Origin of the sequence: Sphingomonas dokdonensis, from assembly GCF_002197685.1 — a bacterium.
Classification (GTDB): Bacteria; Pseudomonadota; Alphaproteobacteria; order Sphingomonadales; family Sphingomonadaceae; genus Sphingomonas; species Sphingomonas dokdonensis.
Genome location: NZ_NBBI01000004.1, coordinates 234394 through 253778, shown reverse-complemented (window position 1 = coordinate 253778; position 19385 = coordinate 234394). Strand labels below are relative to the sequence as shown.

Below are 19385 nucleotides of genomic sequence, written 5' to 3'. Positions count from 1 at the left end.
GAGAAAGAGCGTACGAACTAGGCCAGTGATCTGAGACGAAGCGGCTGGCGACTTTCTCGCGGCGGTGCCGGGCTTTCCAGCTTTGGCTGCGGAGGTCGCTTTCGTCGCGCTGGGAGGGACGTAATGGTCAGAGCTTGGTTGTTCTTGTGCCTGGCATCTGCGTCGGCGGCTCCGCCAGCGTTGGCACAGCAAGCATCCGTCGCCCCGGATGGTTCGGCGGCAGCCCGCGATCAGCGACCGCCCTATGTTCTTGGCGTCGGAGATGTGATCGAAACGGCCGCGATCGGGCGAACCGATTTCAACGCACGGGTGCAGATCGGGGATGATGGCGCGGTAGCCTTGCCGTTCGTCGGCTCGGTACCGGCGGCGGGGCGAACGGTGCTGCAATTGCGGGACGATCTTCGCAAGCGGCTGACCAGCGGTGGCTTTCTGGAGGATCCGGTTGTCGCCGTGTCGATCGCAACCTACGCCAGCCGCTTCGTCACCGTGTTGGGGCAGGTCAATCAGCCGGGCGTCGTTCCGATGGACCGTGCGTACCGTTTGTCGGAAATCGTGGCGCGGGCCGGTGGGGCGAATGCCGCAGCGGATGCCGTTGTCCTCACCCGTCTCGACGGCACGTCGCAGACTGTGTCGCTGCGCGCGATCGCTGGCGCGCCCGTCGGTCAGGATCCAACCGTACAGCCCGGCGACAAGGTGTTCGTCGCGCCGCCATCGACCTTCTACATCTACGGCGCCGTGAACACGCCGGGCGCCTTTCCGATGGCGCGGGCCATGACGGTGCAGATGGCGCTGGCGCGTGGCGGCGGCCTTACGCCGGTCGGCTCGGCGAAGCGGGTGAAGATCGTGCGGGACGGCCAGGAACTCAAAGCTGACCTGGACGAGCAGTTGCGGCCGGACGACGTGCTGGTCGTCGGCGAGCGCTTTTTTTGACCGGAGGGGCGACATGACTCCCGTGCAGATCTTGCGCATGCTGCGCGCCCGCTGGTGGCTGATCGCCGCGCTGGCGCTACTGGGTGCCGCAGCGGGGGCGCTATCCTCGAAATGGATGCCGTCGCGCTATGAGGCGCGCTCGCGCATCGCGGTCGAGATGCTGAAGGCTGATCCGGTGACGGGTGAGACGGTACAGCCGCGCACACTCGAAACGATCATGGCGGCGCAGGTCGAGCTTGTTCGTGACCCGCGCGTTACGCGCCGCGTGGTGGACCATTTCGGCTGGATCGACTCGCCGAGGCTGCGCGCCGCGCATCAGCGGGCAGTGGAGCGCGGCACCACCCTCGGCTTGCGCGACTGGCTGGCGGAGGATGTGTCGCAGCGCACGCGCGCGACCCTGATCCGCAACAGCCCGCTGCTCGAACTTTCGTACAGTTCAAGCGTGCCGGAGACGGCGCGGCGCGGCGCGGATGCGGTGCGCGACGCCTTCATCGCCGAGGCGCTCGACAGCAAGCGGCGGGATGCGGCGCAGCAGGCGCAATGGTTCGCCAGGCAGGTCGATACGCTGAAAAGCAGGCTGGCATCGGCCGAACAGCGCAAGGCCAGCTTCGAGCGCGCGAACGGGATCGTTCTCCAGGACGATAACGTCGACGCCGAGTCATCGAAGCTGCGCGCGCTCGCCAGCAGTGCGCCGGCACCTGCCGCTGTGCCGAGCACGGTCGCGGTGGCACCATCATCGACACAGCTGGCGCAAGTGGATGCGCAACTCGCGGCGGCGCGACAGAGCATGGGGCGCAATCACCCCCAGATCATCGCCCTGCAGCAGCAGCGCGCCGCGCTTGCCGCCGCGGTATCGCGCGAACTGGCGAGCGCAACGGCGGCCGGCCGCGCATCCGGCGCGGGCGTCTCTCCGCAGGGTGAGCTTGGTGCGCAGACCCGCAAGGTCCTTGCGCAACGCGGTCTCGTGGACGAGGCACGACGGCTTGCCGGCGACGTGGCGGTGCTGCGCGATCAAGTGGCCAAGACAATGCAGCGCGCGGCCGATTTTGAGCTGCAGGCGCAATCGACCGAGGCCGGATACAGCAAATTAGGGGCCGCCGCCTTGCCGCGATCTCCATCAACCCCGGCGCGCTGGCTGTTGATGGTGGCTGGTCTGGCGGCGGGACTTATCGCGGGCACCATTGCGGCAATCGTGCTCGAATTGGTCCGACGCCGGGTACGGGGACCCGAAGATTTGGAGGCAGTCGGCTTGCCGGTAATCGGCATGGTGCGCGACCCGAAGCACGGCACTGGTGGCGGCAGCGCTTTCGCCGTGAGATCGTTCAGGACGGCCGCCGCATGATGCTCGCGAAAGACGGTTCTACGCTTACCGCCGTTGATGCTGAGCAAAGCGAAGGCGCGGCGGGGGTGACCGCCGGCGAACGGCCATACCGTGACGAGAATGACTCAAGTGGCGCTGTCTCCTCTCGCAGAAGCGATGCGCACGCCGGTGAGAACCGCAGCGTGACGGGCGAGCCAGATCCGACAGGCGCGGTGATACCTGATCGAACGGACTACACCTTCTCACGCCGCCTTGTCTGTCTGTCGGCGCCGGATAGCGCCGCGGCTGCCAGCTATCGTTCGCTGCAGACCCACTTGTCCGCTCGCCACCTCCGTGATGGCCGTCGTGGACTGGCACTGATCGCGCCGGATAGTGAGGCGGGTTGCACAACAGTGGCGGCAAACCTCGCGATTGCGAGCGCTCAGGCGGGGATCAGTACATTGCTGATCGACGCAAACCTTGGGCGTCCGGAGGTGCATCACTTCATTCTCCCGAATGGCTCCACTGCCGGACTGGCGCAGATGCTAAGTAACACCGGCAATGATCAAGAAGACGCAATCTGCCGCAACGTAAGGCCAAAACTCTCCGTGCTGTTTGCCGGAGACTCGGCTTTCAACGCACAGGAACTGGTTGCCGGCCCGAAGTTCAAGGAAGTTATCAGCCACTGTGTAAGATCTTTCGACTTTACGATTATCGATAGTCCTTGCGTCAGCGCCGGGCCAGGTGCGCGCCAAGTCGCCGCCTCGGTCCGTTACGCACTCCTGATCGCCAGGAAAGACGTGACCTCGCTAAGGTGCGCGCAGCGATCCGGCGCGGAGTTGGCGGCAGACCGTGTAAAGCTGGTTGGAAGTTTCCTCACCGAATTCGGATGACCTGGCGCATGACACCGGCTGAATTGTCGAGCGGAAGCTACGCCCGGGCCGCCCGTCGCTGTGGCGACCGGTCCCCTTTCGGATCATTACGATTGACACCTGGTAGGTGGCGCAGAAGTCGGCGTCGGATGGTGCAATTGCCCGCCCGGTCCACTCGCCGCCGGTGATCCGGCAGCTCTGTTGTCACGGATCTGCTGTCGGCGGAAGGGCCGGGGATCAGCCGGGCGGGGAGCTATGATCGAGACTGATCAGCGTGACTGCCTGTATTTACCACGCGCGTTTCTCACCGGCGACTTAGAGCCAGCCGTTGCAAGCCGGCATGGCCGACGACCCCTTTGCTATTGCCGCGGGCCGACGTAAGCGGTTCTGGCGTACTGCGTTTTCAGTTTGCGGTCATCAGCAGGGAGACTTCGTGGCCCGATCATCCGCACAACATTCAGCCGCATTATCGTCGCGCTTACAGACGATGTCGACGAGGGGCACTCGACTGGTTGCCGGCGTGGTGGCTGTGCTGGCACTGAGCGGTTGCGGTGCGCTCGATCATGGCATTCTGAACGCGCAAGGACCCGTTGCGCAGCACGAGCGCGACTTGCTGCTGACGGTTTCGGGTATCCTGCTATTCGTCTGGGTGCCGGTCGTGATCCTCGTGCCGCTGATCGCTTGGCACTATCGGCGGACCAATTCGGCGCATGCGTATCGGCCCAAATGGGACTTCTCATGGCCGCTTGAAGCTCTGATCTGGATACCGCCGGCCGGTATCGTGATCCTGCTGGCCTTCATGCTGTGGCCTGCCACGCACAAGGACGATCCCTATACCCGGCTGGCCGGACGCGGTGCGCCCGTCCACGTCCAGGCGATCGCCATGGATTGGAAATGGGTGTTCATCTACCCTGACGAGGGGATCGCGACGGTGAACCAGTTGGCGGTGCCGACGGGGCGCCCGGTGCACATGGACCTGACTAGCGGCACGGTGATGCAGTCGCTGCTGCTGCCGCAGCTTGCCGGACAGATCTATGCCATGGCGGGCATGCGCACCCGGTTGAACTTTGCCGCGGACCGGCCGGGGCAATTCCTGGGCGAGAACGTGCAGTTCAACGGCGACAAGTTTGCACATCAGAAATTTACCATCAACAGCATGGCGCCCGGTGCCTATGCCGCGTGGCTCGCCCGCGCGCACAAGGGCGACCGCATGCTCGATGGCGCGGCCTGGGCCAGATTGTCGCGCAAGGACACGACAGGCCCGCAGATCTTCTCCGCCGTGCCCCGCGGCTTCTTCGAGCGGGTGGTGGCCGCGACGGGTGGTGCCGCGCACCCCCATCCCAACGCCAAGCATCAGCCCGCCACGCGAAAGGCGAACTAGAGACCGTGCAGACTGCCCATTCCCCGATCTGGCCGGGCGTTCTCGGTCGCTTTACCTGGCACGACCTGCCGTTCGTGCGCGCGTGGGAGAACCCGACCGCCAGCGAGATGATCGGTGCCGCTGCCGCGTCGTTGGTCATCATCGGCTTCGTCGTCACCGTAACCCTGCTGACGCGGCATCGCGCATGGGGGCGCCTGCTCGAATGGGTCACCAGCCTCGACCACAAGAAGATCGGCATCATGTATGTCGTCATCGCGCTGGTGATGCTGTCGCGAGCGCTGGTGGAGGCGGTGCTGATGCGGATGCAGCAGGCCGCCGCGGTGGGCGATCCGGGGTTTCTGTCCTCCGATCACTTTTCGCAGCTGTTCTCGACCCACGGGTCGATCATGATCTTCTTCATGGCGATGCCGTTCCTCACCGGGGTCATCAACTATGTCATGCCGCTGCAGATCGGCGCGCGCGACATGGCCTTTCCCTGGGCCAATTCGGTCGCGCTGTCGCTGACCGGAGGCGGCGCCATCCTGATGATGGTGAGCCTCGTCATCGGCAAGTTCTCGACCGGCGGCTGGAGCGGCTATCCGCCCTATACCGGCCTAGCGTTCAGCCCCGATGTCGGTCCCGATTACTGGATCTGGGCGGTGACCCTCGGGTCGATCGGCTCGACCCTGTCGGGGATCAACATCGCCTGCACGATCTTCAAGTTTCGCGCGCCGGGCATGACGTACATGCGCATGCCGCTGTTCTGCTGGACCAGCCTGTGCACCAGCATCCTGATGATCTTCGCGATGCCGCCGCTGACCGTCGCGACCGCGCTGCTCGCGCTTGACCGCTACCTCGGGTTCCACTTCTTCACCAACGACCTCGGTGGGAACATGATGAACTATGCCAATCTGTTCTGGCTGTTCGGTCATCCTGAGGTCTACATCCTGATCCTGCCGGCGTTCGGCATCTATTCGGAGGTCGTCTCCACCTTCTCGTCGAAGGAGCTGTACGGCTATGTCTCGCTGGTGCTGGCGACCATGGCGATCGCGGTGCTAAGCTTCACTGTCTGGCTGCACCATTTCTTCACCATGGGGCAGTCGGCGAACATCAATGCCGTGTTCGGCATCGCCACCATGACGATCGGCGTGCCGACGGGGGTGAAAATCTACGACTGGATCTGGACCATGTTCCGCGGCGAGGTACGCTTCACCGTGCCGATGCTCTATTCGCTCGCCTTTATGATCACCTTTGTCATCGGCGGGTTCACCGGCATCATCCTGGCCATCCCGCCGCTCGACTATGTGTTTCACAACACGCTGTTCCTGGTCGCGCATTTTCACAACATGCTGATCCCGGGGCTGCTCTACGGCCTGCTTGCGGGCTATACCTATTGGTTTCCCAAGGCGTTCGGCTTCCGTCTGAACGAGCGCTGGGGCCGCATTGCTTTCGGCTGCTGGGTGGCGGGCTTCTATCTCGCGTTCATGCCGCTCTACGTGCTGGGCGCGAGCGGCATGGCGCGGCGCACGCATGAGATCTTCCAGCCCGATTTCCGCCCGTGGCTCTACGTTGCGGGGTTCGGCGCACTGGTGCTGCTGGCCGCACTCGCCGCGCTGATCGTGCAGCTGGTGGTCAGCATCCGCGAGCGCGACGCGAACCGCGTCTTCGCGGGTGACCCATGGGACGGGCGTGGGCTGGAATGGTCGACCTCCGCGCCGCCGCCGGAATATAATTTCGCAGTGATCCCGCATGTCGACGGGCGCGACCCGTTCTACGACGGCAAGCGCAAGGACGGCTATTACCAGCGCCACGTCGCCTATGGCGCGATCGAGATGCCTCGCAACAGCATCAGCGGCGTGGTGATCGGATTGGGGGCGACCGCCGCCTCGTTCGGGCTCGTCTGGCACATGTGGTGGCTGGCCGGACTGTCGATGCAGTTGGTCCTCTCGGCGCTGATCGCGCGCAGCTTCGTACGCGGCAGCCATCGGACCATTTCGGCGGCGGAGGTGACCGCGACCGAGCACCGCTGGCACGCGGCGCTCGATGCGGATCGGCCCACCCCACGCGCGTGCGAGCTGAGCCAGCGCAACACCGGCTTGGCGGAGATACCGGCATGACCCAGCCCTCGCTACGCCATGCCGGCATCAACCTGGGCGGTACGCAGGAGGACCCGAACGCCGATGCCGAGAGCGGCATCTTCGGCTTCTGGATGTTCCTGATGAGCGACGCGGTGATCTTCGCCCTGTTGTTCGCGATCTATGGCACCGCCGTCGCCGCCACCGCTGGCGGACCGACGCCCAGGAGCGAGTTCAAGCTCGATAGCGCGCTCATCGAAACCCTGCTGCTGCTCACCAGCAGCCTGACGGTCGGCATGGGCGTGCTGGCCATGAAGTACGATGCCACGCGACGTCCGGTCTTCGCGTGGATGGGCGTCACCCTCGCGCTGGGCATCGCGTTCCTCTTCATGGAATGGCACGATTTTTCGACCATGTTCTCGCATGGCGCCTATCCGACGCGCAGCGCGTTCCTGTCGTCGTTCTTCGCGCTGGTGCCGCTTCATGGTCTGCACGTCCTGGCCGGGTGCATCTGGATGCTGGTAATGGGGGCGCAGGTCCTCGCCTACGGCTTCGACACGCGCGTGAAGATCAACATTCTGCGGCTCAGCCTGTTCTGGCATTTCCTGGACGTGATCTGGATCGCGATCCTGACGGTCGTCTACCTGCAGGGGCATGTGTCATGAGCGAGCGCCGCCGCGAGACGCTGACGTATCTGGTCGGCTACGCGCTGGCGCTGGTGCTGACGCTCGGGGCCTTTGCCGCGGTGAAGTGGCCGATTGCCGCCGCGGGAACCACGTTGGCGATCATCCTTGCGCTCGCGCTCGTCCAGGTGATCGTGCAGTTCCGCTGCTTTCTCCACATCAGCCTTTCCCGATCGTCGCGGCACGACCTGCTGCTGGTGCTGTTCGCATCGCTGATCGTCACGCTGATGGTGTCGGGAACGCTGGTGATCCTGTTCAACCTGCGCGATCGGATGATGTAAGCCATGGCAGACGCCGCCACCGTCTTTGCTGCCATGTTCGGCACGGGCAAGGACCTGTCCGTGGCGCAGGAATGCGCCCGCGCGGTGCTGATCCTTTTCGACGGCCTGCTGGCGGTGCGGATCGTCGGGCGGCGCATCTTCGGCAAATGGTCCGCGCTCGACATCGTCGTATCCATCGTGATCGGATCGAACCTGAGCCGCGCGTTGACGGGCAGCGCGCCGCTCTTGGGCACGCTGGCGGCGACCACCTTGTTCCTGCTGCTCCACTGGCTGCTGGCGCATTGCGCGGCGCGCTTCCCCGCCATGTCGCGGCTGCTGGAGGGCCGTGCGATCACCATCTACCGCGAGGGCGTGCACCGCGACGCGCGGCTGCGCCACAGCGTGTCGCAAGCCGACCTGGACGAGGCGCTGCGCCAGTCCGGCCTGACGAGCGTCACCGACGCTCGGGAAGTCACGCTGGAGCCGAGCGGCAAGATCACCGTCCTGAAACGCTGATCCGCCGGCCCGCGCCAGACGCCGCCGGTCAGACGTTCAGCCGTTTGGCCGCCCGATGCGTCAGATAGCCGACCGCCACTGCCGCGGCGGCGAGGAAGCCGGTGCGATGGCGATCGGTGAAGAATTCGATGCTGCGCCGACGCGAGCTGTCGTCGAAGCGGCCGTGCGCATCGTAATCGCCCGGCACTGCCTCGAACAGGTTGGACGGCGCGTTGGCCGGCGTCGGCTCGTCGGTCAGCTGCCCCGAATAACCCGCCTTGGCGAGATAGCGGTCGATCAGCCCCGGCGCGACGCGATTGCCCAGGATCGCCTTCACCGATGAGAAGCCTAGCCATACGTCGCGCCGTTTGTGCGTGGCCGCGAAATAGATCGCAAGGGCCGGCACCTCTGGCTCGAAGATCGGCGCAACCGGACGCGCCTTCTTGCCCATCTTGTTGAGTGCCCAGTCGAATTGCGGCGTGTTGACCGCCGGCAGATCGACCATCGTCAGGTGCACGTCGATCTTGTCGTGGATGATCTCGGACCGCAGCGAATCGGTGAAGCCGCGGATTGCCGCCTTGGCGCCGCAATAGACCGACTGGAGCGGGACCGAGCGATAAGCGAGCGCGGAGCCGACGTTGACGATCGTGCCGCTGCGGGAGCGCATCCGCTTCAACGCGCTCATCATGCCGTGGACCTGCCCCAGATAGGTGACGCGCGTGCCGCGCTCGACCTCCTCGGGGGTCAGCTTGGCAACGGGGGCGAACACCGTCGCCATGGCCACGTTGACCCACACGTCGATTGGACCAAGCTCGCGCTCCGTCCGGTCGGCGGCCGCCTCGACCGCCGCGGCATCGGCGACGTCGGTCGGGATCGGCAATGCGCGCACGCCATGGCGGCGTAATTCGGCGGCGGCACGCTCCAGCCGCTCGGGATCGCGTGACAGCAGCGCCACGTCATATCCCTCGCTGGCGAACTTCTCGGCCGTGGCGCGACCCACGCCGGCGCCCGCGCCGGTAACAACGACGACCTTGCCCATGCTGCACTCCTGATTGATCCAAGTTGGGAACAGCGCTGCGCCGTTGGGGTTCCAGCCATGCCGACTGGCTTCATCCTACCAGCGAAAGCGATCAATGGCTGAGAACACCCACTACGACCTCATCGTGATCGGCAGCGGGCCGGGCGGCGCAGCACTGGCGCAGCGCCTCGCGCCAACCGGCAAGCGCATCCTGATGCTGGAACGCGGCGACTATCTGCCCCGCGAGGAGGCGAACTGGAGCCCGCAGGCAGTGTTCGTCGAAGGCAGGTACCAGGCCGACGAGCAATGGGTGAACAAGGACGGCGGCACCTTTGCGCCGCAATTGCACTATAACGTCGGCGGCAATTCCAAGGTCTATGGCGCCGCGCTGTTCCGCCTGCGAGAACGCGATTTCGAGGAGGTGGCGCACGCCGGCGGCGTGTCGCCCGCCTGGCCCATGTCCTACGCCGATTTCGCGCCGTGGTATGACGAGGCGGAGGCGCTGTTCCACGTCCATGGCCGGCGCGGCGAGGACCCGCTGGATCCGGGCACCACTGCCTATCCCTATGTTCCCGTGAAACACGAGCCCAAGGTGCAGGAGCTGTCGGACAAGCTCGCCGGTATTGGGCTCAACCCCTTTCACCTGCCGCTCGGCATCCTGCTCGACCAGAAGGAGGACGGGTTCGCAACGCCCACCAGCGTGTGCATGCGCTGTTCCTTCTTTGACGGTTTCCCCTGCCTGCTGAACGGCAAGGCGGATGCGCAGGTGCTGTGCGTCGATCCGATGTTGCGCGACCACTCGAACGTGACGCTGCTGACCGGCGCTTACGTCGAGCGGCTGGAGACCGACGATAGCGGGCGGCGGGTCGACACCGTCGTGGTGGAGCGCGGTGGTCGCCAGGAACGCTACAGCGCGGACATCGTCGTCGTTGCGTGCGGCTCGCTGTCCTCCGCGCTGTTGCTGCTGCGGTCGGCCAATGCGCAGCACCCGAACGGACTTGCCAACGGCTCCGACCAGGTCGGGCGCAACTATATGCGGCACGAGATGTCGGTCGTTATGGCCGTGATGCGCCACGTGAACGAGACGGTGTTCCAGAAGACGCTGGCGCTCAGCGACTTCTATTTCGACAGCGGCGATCCGGACTATCCGCATCCGCTCGGCCTTATTCAGATGTGCGCAACCAGCCACGCCGACCAGATCAAGGGCGAAGCGCCGCTGGCCAGCGTGATGAAGCACCTGCCCGACATGCCGTTTGCCGAAATGGCACGGCACTCGATGGATTTCTGGCTGCAGACCGAGGACCTGCCGATCCCGGAAAACCGGGTCTACTACCAGGATGGCCAGGTCCATTTGGACGTCGTCGAGACGAACGAACGATCGCTCGACCGGCTGAAGGCGAAGCTGGAACAGGTCCTGTCCGATATCGGCTGGCCCGCGATGCTGGTCGAGCGATCGCTCTACCTCGGCAAGGACATTCCCCTGTCTGGCACCGCGCATCAGGCGGGCACCTGTCGCTTCGGCACCGATCCGGCGACATCGGTCCTGAACCTCGACTGCCGTGCGCATGAGGTCGACAATCTCTACGTCACCGATGCCAGCTTCTTTCCCTCGATCGGCGCGGTAAATCCGACGCTGACGATTATCGCCAACGCACTGCGCGTCGCCAGCATCATCGAGGCGCGGCTATGACGACCGCCGCCATCGCTGCGCTGGTCGTGCGCTACGGCATCGTCATGCTGTTCCTGCCGTTCAGTGCGTTCGACAAGATCTTCTCGTTCGATCACGCGGTGAAGCAGGCGCAGCAGGTGTTCTCGCCGCGCTCGCTGGCGATCGCGGTGCTGATGGTCGGGTTGTTCGTCGAGATCGTCTGTTGCGCGGCGATTGTCATCGGCGTGGCCGATCGTGCCGCAGCCTTCGTCGTGGCGGGCTACTGCGCGGTCACGGCATTGCTCTACAAGCAATTTTGGAAGCAAGGCGACTTCTTCGCCGACCCGGGCGGCAAGGGCCGCACATTGTTCTGGGATTTCCTGAAGAACCTGTCGCTCGGAGCCGGCTTCCTCCTCCTCATCGTCGGCACCGATGGATCGGGGCTCCAGCCGTTCCTCGACGCCCCGTTCGCCTCCAGCCATCCTTATGGGAGATAAAGCCATGTCCGATGCCGGCCCCAAGCCCTCGGTTCCTTATCCGCACCTCTACGTGGACGAGGACGGCGTCAGCCGCTTCAGCGACTGCGCGCTGACCGACTACGAGTTGCAGGGCGTCGGCCCCGCCGATCCGCAATGGAACAACAAGATGGAGCGCGGCGAGTCGACAGTGGTATTCACCGTGCAGCCGGTCGGCTGGGTCGGCGATTGGCATGAGAACCCCGCGCCGCAATGGATCGTGGTGCTGTCGGGCCGGTGGTGGATCGAGGCGATGGACGGAACCCGGATCGAGCAAGGTCCGGGTGAATTCTCCTTCGGCGGCGATCAGGGCTGCGTAGAGAAGGACGGCAAGAAGGGGCACAAGTCCGGCACGATTGGCGACGAGCCCTGTCGCCTGATGACGGTGCAGCTGCACCGCAACCCCGTGGCGCGCTGCGCACTCACATGACGTTTGCCCGCATCGCCGGCTTCCGCCTCGTGACGCAGCAGCCCGAGACGCTGGTCGCGTTCTATGCGGCGCTGGGCTTCACCGTCGACCCGCCGCATCCGATCGCGGCCGAGGAGCTGGCCATGCTGGGCATCGCTGGCGCAGGGGTGCGCTGGCCGATGCGGCTGGGCGGAGCCCTGGTGGCGCTCGACCGCTACGACATGCCGGGCAGTCCCTATCCGGCCGAAGCGGACGCAGCCGCCGCCTGTTTCCAGCATCTGGCGCTCGTCACCGACGATGCACAGGCCGCTTGGGACCGCGCCCGGTTGGCCGGTGCCACGCCGATCGGCACAGGCGACCCGGTGACGCTGCCACCCTCGTCGGGCGGCGTCACCGCAATGAAGTTCCGCGACCCCGAAGGGCATCCGCTCGAACTGCTCCACTTTCCCGACGCGGCAAAGAAGGGATGGCGCGGCACCGGCCTGCTCGGCATCGATCACAGCGCGATCGTGGTGCGCGATCTGGCGGCAAGCGAAGCATTCTACGCCGCGCACGGCCTGACGCGCGGCAACGCCTCGCTCAATCGCGGCCACGAACAGGCCATGCTCGACGGGCTGGACGATCCGGTTGCCGACGTGGTGCCGATGAAGCCGAACACAGCGCCGCCGCATGTCGAGCTACTGCACTACCGCCGTCCCGTCGAACCGCCTGCCGCACCTGTCGCGGTTAACGACGTGGCCGCGACCCGCATCGTCTGGCACGGCGGCGACCCTGCGTTGCTGCGCGACCCCGACGGCCACCTGCATCAGACCGGCGGGTGAGCTGGGCAAGACGCGGTGAGGGTGATGGTTAAGTAATGGTGGCCGGATTGTGGGAGGTATTCGGACAGGCCGCTTACAGGAACGCCGACCTGCATAGCCGACCCTGAACCTAGCCGCTTTTCCCCAGAAACGATGGTTGATCGGGACAGCCGGGTTATGCGGCCACGGCAAGCGCGGCTGCAAACAAGGCCGTCGACACGACGCCCAGCACGCTCCTGACCGCGTGCAGCTTTCCCCACGAAACCAATAGCGCACGGGTCGGCGGCCCGGCTTTCTCGGGCCGGATCATCTTAAGCTGCTTGTTGGTCGGCATGATCGCAAGCAGCGTGAACGGCCAGTTGGCGAGCAGGACAAGGCTTCCCAATACCCAGAGCACAGTGCCCGACAGATACCAGGCGCCCATTCCGCTGAGGCCTCCGACAATAGCTAGGCCGGACTGGATCGGCAGCGCCCTGTCATAACTGGGCTTCCATTGCGCGAGCAGGGGGCCATCCGCCAATTGGAGCCGTGCCGGATGCTCGACCAGCGTGATGTATCCGGCCGCGCCCGTGAACAGAGCCGCACAGGTCAGGGCGACAATGGCAATAATATTCATGAGCATTCCTCGGCATCAGCCGGGAAGACGCGAACCCCATAGCCAGCGCCTTCCCAACGTATTGGGTCAACGCCGTGGCTGGGAAGAACCCGTTGGACGGGCGCAGGAGCTACCGACCTGCTACTCTATTTTCGGCACCCTCAGCATGACGTGGCGTCCGCGAAACTGCAAGCGTAAGTCGCATCTCGTCTTTCCCGAAACGAACTCAAAACGGGAAGGTGACCTCGCCGATTACACCTAGGAGCGTCCTGAGTATCGCATTTCCCAAAATCTGTTCTCGACTGCTCTTTCCCGAAATTAGCCTTCGACGATGGGAAAACGGGAATGCTCCGGCTGAGCCAACGGCTGCTTTCGATAAGACAGCTTACCTGCCCAGGTGTCCAGCCTTGGGCGAAAGCGGGCCTCACGCTTTGGGCTTGAGCAAACCTGCCTAAGCACATCATCCGCCTACACCGCGCCGCGCTGCACCACCTCGCGCGACAGGAACAGTGCGGTGTTCACCACGCCGAGGTGCGACAGCGCCTGCGGCACGTTGCCGATCAACTGGCGCGTCGGCACGTGGAACTCCTCGCTGAGCAGCCCGACGTCGTTGCCGAGGCCGATCACCCGGTCGAGCATGCTGGCCGCTTCGTCGCGCCGGCCCTGCATCACCATGCAGTCGGCGAGCCAGCAGGAGCAGGCGAGGAAGACGCCCTCGTCATGCCCGTCGCCCGTTGCCGCCTTGCGCCGCACCAGGCCGCCCTCCATCAGCTCGCGCTCGACCGCCGCGATCGTGCCGGCGATGCGCGGATCGTCGGCCGGCAGGAAACCGACGAGCGGCAACAGCAACAGCGAGGCGTCGAGCGCCGTGCCATCGTAACGCTGCACGAAATGTCCGCGCTCTGCGGAATAGCCGCGGTCGCACACCGTCTGATGGATCTGCTTGCGCAGCCCGCGCATCCGCCCGACCAGTTCGTCGCCGGCCGCCGCGCGCATCGTCTCGCTTTCGACGAAATGGTTGATACCGACCCAGGCCATCGCCTGCGAATAGGTGTAACAGCCCGGGTCGCCGCGGCTTTCCCAGATATCCGCGCCAGGCTTGTCCCAGGCACCCTCCAGATATTCGATCAGCGCGATCTCCACCGCGATGTCGCGCGGCGTGCGCTCCACCCCGGCGCGCGCGCCGACGTGGAAGCTGTCGATCAGCTCGCCATAGACATCGAGCTGCGTCTGCTCCGACGCGGCATTGCCGACCAGCACCGGGCGGGCGCCGCCATGCCCCGACAGCCATGTCGCCTCATATTCCTGCAATCGCCGGCCGCCGTCGATGCGGTACATGATCCGCATGTCGGCCGGATCGCCTGCGATCGCGCGCAGGATCCAGTCGCGCCAGCGCACCGCCTCCTCGCCGAAACCGGCGTTGAGCAGCGCGGTCAGCGTGAAGGTCGCGTCGCGCAGCCAGCAATAGCGATAATCCCAGTTCATCGATCCGCCGGGCACCTCCGGCAGCCCCATCGACGCCGCAGCCACCAGCCCGCCGGTACGACGGTCGATCAGCGCCTTCAGCGTTAACAGTGATCGCTTGAGCGCATTGCCCCAGCGTTCCGGCGCGTCGAACCGATCTATCCAGTCGCGCCACGCCTTGTCGGTCTGCTTCAGCAGGCGGGCGGCGGCGGGCTTGTCCGGCAGCGCGGCATAGGACGGTGCGTAGGACAGCGCGAACGCCAGCGTCTCGCCCTTCTTGACCCGAAAGGTCGCGCGCGCGTCATTGTCCACCGCCTCCAGCGGGCACGGCGCGTGCAGGACCAGTTGGTGTGGCCCGGCGTCTGCGCACAGCCCACCATCGAAGGATCGCATCCACGGCGGCACGCGCCCGTAATCGAACCGCGGGCGCATCAGGCTGGCCATCTCCACCTCGCCCGACAGTCCCTCCACCATGCGGATGACGATCGGCGGCCCGTCGTGCCAAGGCATGAAGTCGATGACGCGCACCGTGCCGCTTTCGGTGGTGTGGTCGGTTTCCAGGATCAGCGTGTCGCCGCGATAGCGCCGCTCCACACCGGTGACGAAGCCGGTCGGTGCGATTTGCCAGCAGCCGTTCGCCTGATCGCCCAGCATGGCGGCAAAGCAAGCATCGCTGTCGAAATGCGGCAGGCACAGGAAGTCGATCGAGCCGTTACGTGCGACGAGGGCGGCAGTGCGCCCGTCGCCGATCAGCGCATAGTCGGCGATTGGGGTAGTCATGCGTCAGGCCTTCAGGTCGAGAGCGACCAGGCGGCTTTGCGCCGCGATGAACAGGCGGCGTCCGGTCGATCCGCCAAAGCAAAGGTTGGACACCGTGGCGCCCACCGGGACATAGCCGAGCCGGACGCCCTCCGCCGACCAGACGTGAACGCCATCGCCCGCGCTCACCCAAAGCCAGCCGCGCACGTCCACCGCGAAGCCGTCGGGATAGCCGTGATCGGTACGGCAAAAGAACTCGCCATCGCCCCATGACCCATCAGGTGCAGCGACGAAGCGCCACACTTCGTGCTTATCGCCCGCGGAGAAGCCCGGCACCTCGCCGAGCGACACGGACGTGTCCGAGACGTAGAGCGTCGCACCATCGGCCGAGAGCGCGACACCGTTTGGCTGCTCGTAGTCGGCGATCCGCGCCAGCGCGCCACTCGTCGGATCGAAGCGATAGACGCTGCGATGGTCCAGCTCCGGGTCGGCCAACGCACCCTGGCTGGGCATGGCGATGCCGAAGATCGGATCGGTGAACCAGATTGTGCCATCTGCCGCCACTGCGACGTCGTTGGGCGAGTTGAGCCGCTTTCCCTCGAAATGTGTGACGATCGGCTCGGGGGCTTCGGCAAGGTCGGGTTGCGACCGGCTGATGCAGCGGCGACCATGTTCGCAATGCCAAACGGCGTCGTCCGCCGCGACCGCGTTGCCGTTCATGAACCAGGTGGCATCGATCGCCACCTCGACCCGGCCGTCGTCCTCGTACCAGGCGTTGAGCCGCCGGTTCGGAACGTCGGAAAACAGCAGGCGATCGTGCGAGGCCTGCCACGCCGGTCCTTCGGCATGGATCGCCCCTTCGTGCAGCACCAGCAGCGGCGCTTCGGGCGACAACACCTCGGCAAGCCGCGGATCGTCTATCTGGCTACCTGGGAAGGCCTTGTCAGCCGCGGGCGCTCCGGGCCGGCGGAGCAGGCGACCGGGAAGAAGGTCACTATCGCTGTTCGCCCTCACCGCGTGGCATTCCAAAAATGGGCGTGGGAGAGCGGCGCGGGCGGCAGCGTTGCTTCTGACACGGATCGGCGGGGCGGCATGCTGCGGCGGCCGCGCAACGGAGGTGTCGTTAAGCCAAGGACGATCATTGAAGCGAGACGCGCGAAGAACGCGATATGTTCAATCGGGGAGGTAGCCTATCCTGCCGGCGTTGCCTGCGGGCTGGCGCTTGCCGTGACCAGTGGCACTGTTCTGGCATGACCGTCGCTCCGCCCGGCGCAATATCGGCGGAAAACGAGCCTGTGACCTGACCGATGATGGTGTGTTTACTGTGTGTTCGTGGGTCCGCCGCTCGTAATGACGTGCCGGTGCATCAATCGTACCCAGAGATACAGGGGGACGCCGTCATCGGTGAAGCGGCGTTCGCTTGATCCGTGAACCGAGGTGATCTTGATCAGGTGATAATCGTCACTGATGCGGTGAACGACATCTGCCGGCACCGCACACTGGTCCGCCCCCGGTGCCGTGATGGAGCCGTCGTCAGCGGGTTGCGGTAATTGAAAGCTATTCATCAGCGCCAATTGGGCGAGGGTGCCCAGACTCTCCTCATGTCCATGCGCGAGCGCTGATTTGAGATTTTGGCGCAGATCCGGCGGGATGCGCAGTTCCAGATGGTCCAGCACCTGCGTGATGCCGCGCTCCACATCAATGTGGTCGATAACGAGTGAGTCACGGTCGAGTGCGGCGAAGCCGGCGTGCTGGCTTACCAGGCTGGCGAGATACGGGAGGCCTAGGGCGGCCAGGCTGATGAGTTGCAATGCCTTGGGCGTGAACGTCATGCCGCTGGCATGTTGCCCGTTGCTGATCAGCTCGGCGATCTCGGTAGGCGCCATATTAGGTACCAGCAGGCCCAGGATGTTGCGACGGATCGAGGGCACATGCTCGATGATCTCGGTAAGATTGTGAGCGACGCCAGCGATGATCAGCTGCACGCGGCAGCCGCGATCGGAGATGTTCTTGATGAGCTCGGCAACCGATCGGCGGAACTCCGCCTCGCTTGCGCGATCGAATTCGTCGAGCACGACCAACAGTCGGCTACCCGCAACCTTGCCGAGAAGATCGCTCGCCAATTCGACGGTGATCGGTTGATCGCTCAACAGATCGGCGAAGGATAATCCTTCCTCGATTTCTTCCCCGGTCGGGTCGTAAGCAGCGTGAAACAACAGCGGAATATCGGCGCAAACGGCACGCATCAGGCCGTCGAAACTGGTGCGCTCGCCACATGAGACATAGCGCACCAGATAGCGGGATTGCTGCGCGATGCCGCAGAGCACGTGAAGCAGCGACGTTTTGCCGATTCCGCGAGGGCCGAACAGCACGACATGGAGATACTGATCCTCAATCGCGCGGATCATCGTGCGGAGCAGATTCGTGCGGCCGGCCAGCATGGCTGGGTCCATGATCGGTCGGGCAGGCGTGAACGCGTGCCGTAACTGGAGCCGGGTTCGATCGAGCGGACGCGTGCCGGTACAAAGCTGATCGGCAGCCGTGCCGCGGAACCTCGGCAGCGAGCGTCGGATGTTGGTGGCCGCTGCGGGCGGGGATGGGACAAAATCAGGGACATCGCTTTCATCATGATTGATCGCCGCGTCGTCCCGCTTCCCCAACAAGGCGGAAAACCAGTTCATCGTGCATCCTCTTGTTGGCGCCTTGCGGTCATGGGTCCGCCGCTTGCCGATCGGCAATAGAATGCATCCGGATCGACGCTAACTTACGCCAATCAGGTGCGATGCGATCGGTGCGCTGCCCAGTTCCATCGGTCCCACCGAAACAGCCGCGTGAGGCCGAGGTGACTGCCGCACCGTGCGATGGCGACGAGTAGCAGCGACAAGATCAACAGCGTGGCCGGCCATTGCGCCCATGGGATCGCCAGTGCGGCCATGCTGCACGAACCAAGCAGCCGCAGCGATCGCCAGTAGAGCGCGCCATCGACGCCGACGCGGCGATGCGCCAGCCGCCCTGCGGCGATAGCCCCGGCCAGTTCGGCTGCCACGCCGACAACGATCATCGGCCAGATCGCGCCGGTAAGCGCGGCGCTCACGGCGGCAAGCGGCACGCCGAGTGCACGGACGACATTGGCGTAGAGCGGGTTGCGCGTCTCGCCGTGCGCCATCGCTGCCACCGTCGGCGCGATGCGAAGCACCCGAAGCGCGTTCATGCAGGCGAGGGGGGTGATCACCGTCGCTGCGGGCAGAAACTTTGGCCCGAACAGCAAGCCGATGACGAGCGGCCCGAAGAGCAGGCTGCCAAGCACGGCAACCACACCGACCAGAGCGGAGGTGCTACAACTCGTATCATAGATACGCTGAAAGGCTGGTCGATCCGATTGCATCTTTGAAAGGAGCGGCAAGACAATAGTCTGAATGGTGCGCAGGATCAGGTTCGCCGGCGTGAGGGTGAGCATGACGGCGGCGCTGAACCACCCAAGGGTGGCCGGCCCGAACTGCCTCAGCACAATGATCCGGTCGCCGTTCAGGATCAGGAACATGAGGAGACCGTTGACGATCAGCGGCCAGCCGAAGGCGGCGACCGTGCGCATCACTGTTGGGTCGAAGGCCAAGCTGAACCGAGGGCGGACGTTTATGTGGGTCAGAACAACGGCCGTGATCTGCTGGGCCATGATGGCGACCAGCGCGGCCCGGTGGTCGCCCAACCACCAATAACCGGGGACGAGCGCGAGCAGGCCGACCGGCTGTGACAGGATAGACCGGAGCACCTGCGGACCGAACCGACCGTCGCGCTGCATCCTGAAGGTTTCGAGGTTCACGAAGGCATTGGCCAGCGGAACGAGGGCGAGCAGAAGATACGCCGGCGTCAGCGATGGCGTGCCCATCGCCAGTGCGAAGGGATAGGCGAAGGTGGCGAGCAACAGCGTGGCGCCGAGGCTGACCGCGATCTGCGCCCCATGCAACCGGGCGACAAAGTCAGGGTGGTCAGCGCGCGCGTCCTGCACCACCAGCCGGTTCAGCCCGACATTCTGAAAGGTTTCCACCATGGTCATCAGGATGGAGAAGGTGGCGGCCAAGCCGAATTGCTCAACCGGCAGGAGTCGCGCCAGGATGATGTTCCGGAGCAGAACGGCCGCTACATCGACGATGTTGGCCCCAAGGACCATGGTGCCGGAACGAAGCATCACAGGCGCGGCCACC

General features: G+C 65.0%; 18 protein-coding genes. 12 read left to right on the top strand and 6 right to left on the bottom strand.

The features are described from left to right. The first annotated feature begins 123 nt into the window (after positions 1–123). The 8 genes from SPDO_RS11995 to SPDO_RS11960 all read left to right on the top strand — a co-directional run bounded on the left by SPDO_RS11995 (position 124) and on the right by SPDO_RS11960 (position 7996). Positions 124–930, top strand: a complete 807-nt coding sequence (locus SPDO_RS11995) for an SLBB domain-containing protein (protein WP_088367727.1) — start codon at positions 124–126, stop codon at positions 928–930. 22 nt (positions 931–952) lie between these two features. Beyond that, entirely contained in the window at positions 953–2272 is a 1320-nt protein-coding gene (locus tag SPDO_RS11990; protein WP_158212192.1) for a GumC family protein, read from the top strand. Then, positions 2269–3123, top strand: a complete 855-nt coding sequence (locus tag SPDO_RS16725) for a CpsD/CapB family tyrosine-protein kinase (protein ID WP_143559650.1) — start codon at positions 2269–2271, stop codon at positions 3121–3123. The genes SPDO_RS11990 and SPDO_RS16725 overlap by 4 nt, the downstream gene beginning before the upstream one ends. A gap of 319 nt (positions 3124–3442) precedes the next feature. Then, positions 3443–4483: a cytochrome ubiquinol oxidase subunit II family protein gene (locus SPDO_RS11980; protein WP_245829438.1), complete on the top strand. Its 1041-nt coding sequence runs from the start codon at positions 3443–3445 to the stop codon at positions 4481–4483. A 5-nt stretch (positions 4484–4488) separates the two neighbouring features. Next, positions 4489–6579 carry a cbb3-type cytochrome c oxidase subunit I gene (locus SPDO_RS11975; RefSeq protein WP_245829437.1) on the top strand — a complete coding sequence of 697 codons (2091 nt, stop codon included), beginning with the start codon at positions 4489–4491 and terminating at the stop codon, positions 6577–6579. Next, the gene (locus SPDO_RS11970; RefSeq protein ID WP_088367723.1) at positions 6576–7202 is read left to right on the top strand and encodes a cytochrome c oxidase subunit 3; all 627 of its coding nucleotides are present in this window, start codon (positions 6576–6578) and stop codon (positions 7200–7202) included. Before SPDO_RS11975 ends, SPDO_RS11970 begins: the two co-directional genes overlap by 4 nt. After that, positions 7199–7501 (top strand): cytochrome o ubiquinol oxidase subunit IV, encoded by a 303-nt coding sequence (locus SPDO_RS11965; RefSeq protein ID WP_088367722.1) that lies wholly within the window; start codon positions 7199–7201, stop codon positions 7499–7501. The genes SPDO_RS11970 and SPDO_RS11965 overlap by 4 nt, the downstream gene beginning before the upstream one ends. A 3-nt stretch (positions 7502–7504) precedes the next feature. Then, positions 7505–7996 carry a DUF421 domain-containing protein gene (locus SPDO_RS11960; protein ID WP_211280077.1) on the top strand — a complete coding sequence of 164 codons (492 nt, stop codon included), beginning with the start codon at positions 7505–7507 and terminating at the stop codon, positions 7994–7996. A 28-nt stretch (positions 7997–8024) separates the two neighbouring features. Here the strand turns inward: SPDO_RS11960 and SPDO_RS11955 are convergent, their stop codons facing one another. Then, entirely contained in the window at positions 8025–9014 is a 990-nt protein-coding gene (locus tag SPDO_RS11955; protein WP_088367721.1) for an SDR family oxidoreductase, read from the bottom strand. A 94-nt stretch (positions 9015–9108) separates the two neighbouring features. On the opposite strand from SPDO_RS11955, the gene SPDO_RS11950 reads away from it, so the two are divergent. Genes SPDO_RS11950 through SPDO_RS11935 form a run of 4 tightly spaced genes read left to right on the top strand, consistent with a single transcriptional unit; the run spans position 9109 to position 12386 of the window. Beyond that, entirely contained in the window at positions 9109–10683 is a 1575-nt protein-coding gene (locus tag SPDO_RS11950) for a GMC oxidoreductase (RefSeq protein ID WP_088367720.1), read from the top strand. Continuing rightward, entirely contained in the window at positions 10680–11138 is a 459-nt protein-coding gene (locus tag SPDO_RS11945; protein WP_088367719.1) for a DoxX family protein, read from the top strand. Before SPDO_RS11950 ends, SPDO_RS11945 begins: the two co-directional genes overlap by 4 nt. 4 nt (positions 11139–11142) lie before the next feature. Next, positions 11143–11586, top strand: a complete 444-nt coding sequence (locus SPDO_RS11940) for a cupin domain-containing protein (protein ID WP_088367718.1) — start codon at positions 11143–11145, stop codon at positions 11584–11586. Then, entirely contained in the window at positions 11583–12386 is an 804-nt protein-coding gene (locus SPDO_RS11935; protein ID WP_088367717.1) for a VOC family protein, read from the top strand. Before SPDO_RS11940 ends, SPDO_RS11935 begins: the two co-directional genes overlap by 4 nt. A gap of 154 nt (positions 12387–12540) precedes the next feature. On the opposite strand, the gene SPDO_RS11930 is transcribed toward SPDO_RS11935, so the two are convergent. The 5 genes from SPDO_RS11930 to SPDO_RS11910 all read right to left on the bottom strand — a co-directional run bounded on the left by SPDO_RS11930 (position 12541) and on the right by SPDO_RS11910 (position 19369). Beyond that, complete coding sequence (locus SPDO_RS11930) at positions 12541–12981, bottom strand: anthrone oxygenase family protein (RefSeq protein WP_088367860.1); 441 nt, start codon at positions 12979–12981, stop codon at positions 12541–12543. A gap of 447 nt (positions 12982–13428) precedes the next feature. Then, a complete protein-coding gene (locus SPDO_RS11925) occupies positions 13429–15204 on the bottom strand; it encodes a glycoside hydrolase family 15 protein (protein ID WP_088367716.1) in 1776 nt (591 codons plus the stop codon). 3 nt (positions 15205–15207) lie between these two features. Further along, the gene (locus SPDO_RS11920) at positions 15208–16080 is read right to left on the bottom strand and encodes an SMP-30/gluconolactonase/LRE family protein (RefSeq protein ID WP_245829435.1); all 873 of its coding nucleotides are present in this window, start codon (positions 16078–16080) and stop codon (positions 15208–15210) included. Between the two features lie 422 nt (positions 16081–16502). Next, positions 16503–17864 (bottom strand): ATP-binding protein, encoded by a 1362-nt coding sequence (locus tag SPDO_RS11915; protein WP_088367714.1) that lies wholly within the window; start codon positions 17862–17864, stop codon positions 16503–16505. A gap of 92 nt (positions 17865–17956) precedes the next feature. Continuing rightward, the gene (locus SPDO_RS11910; RefSeq protein WP_245829475.1) at positions 17957–19369 is read right to left on the bottom strand and encodes an oligosaccharide flippase family protein; all 1413 of its coding nucleotides are present in this window, start codon (positions 19367–19369) and stop codon (positions 17957–17959) included. Between the last annotated feature and the right edge of the window lie 16 nt (positions 19370–19385).

What these genes read in the sequence shown, in the direction of transcription:
- SPDO_RS11995 (WP_088367727.1), top strand. Translation starts at nt 124, where the DNA reads ATGGTCAGAGCTTGGTTGTTCTTGTGCCTGGCATCTGCGTCGGCGGCT.
- SPDO_RS11970 (WP_088367723.1), top strand. Translation starts at nt 6,576, where the DNA reads ATGACCCAGCCCTCGCTACGCCATGCCGGCATCAACCTGGGCGGTACG.
- SPDO_RS11925 (WP_088367716.1), bottom strand. Translation starts at nt 15,204, where the DNA reads ATGACTACCCCAATCGCCGACTATGCGCTGATCGGCGACGGGCGCACT.
- SPDO_RS16725 (WP_143559650.1), top strand. Translation starts at nt 2,269, where the DNA reads ATGATGCTCGCGAAAGACGGTTCTACGCTTACCGCCGTTGATGCTGAG.
- SPDO_RS11935 (WP_088367717.1), top strand. Translation starts at nt 11,583, where the DNA reads ATGACGTTTGCCCGCATCGCCGGCTTCCGCCTCGTGACGCAGCAGCCC.
- SPDO_RS11960 (WP_211280077.1), top strand. Translation starts at nt 7,505, where the DNA reads ATGGCAGACGCCGCCACCGTCTTTGCTGCCATGTTCGGCACGGGCAAG.
- SPDO_RS11945 (WP_088367719.1), top strand. Translation starts at nt 10,680, where the DNA reads ATGACGACCGCCGCCATCGCTGCGCTGGTCGTGCGCTACGGCATCGTC.
- SPDO_RS11980 (WP_245829438.1), top strand. Translation starts at nt 3,443, where the DNA reads ATGGCCGACGACCCCTTTGCTATTGCCGCGGGCCGACGTAAGCGGTTC.
- SPDO_RS11950 (WP_088367720.1), top strand. Translation starts at nt 9,109, where the DNA reads ATGGCTGAGAACACCCACTACGACCTCATCGTGATCGGCAGCGGGCCG.
- SPDO_RS11910 (WP_245829475.1), bottom strand. Translation starts at nt 19,369, where the DNA reads ATGCTTCGTTCCGGCACCATGGTCCTTGGGGCCAACATCGTCGATGTA.
- SPDO_RS11915 (WP_088367714.1), bottom strand. Translation starts at nt 17,864, where the DNA reads ATGAACTGGTTTTCCGCCTTGTTGGGGAAGCGGGACGACGCGGCGATC.
- SPDO_RS11930 (WP_088367860.1), bottom strand. Translation starts at nt 12,981, where the DNA reads ATGAATATTATTGCCATTGTCGCCCTGACCTGTGCGGCTCTGTTCACG.
- SPDO_RS11955 (WP_088367721.1), bottom strand. Translation starts at nt 9,014, where the DNA reads ATGGGCAAGGTCGTCGTTGTTACCGGCGCGGGCGCCGGCGTGGGTCGC.
- SPDO_RS11940 (WP_088367718.1), top strand. Translation starts at nt 11,143, where the DNA reads ATGTCCGATGCCGGCCCCAAGCCCTCGGTTCCTTATCCGCACCTCTAC.
- SPDO_RS11965 (WP_088367722.1), top strand. Translation starts at nt 7,199, where the DNA reads ATGAGCGAGCGCCGCCGCGAGACGCTGACGTATCTGGTCGGCTACGCG.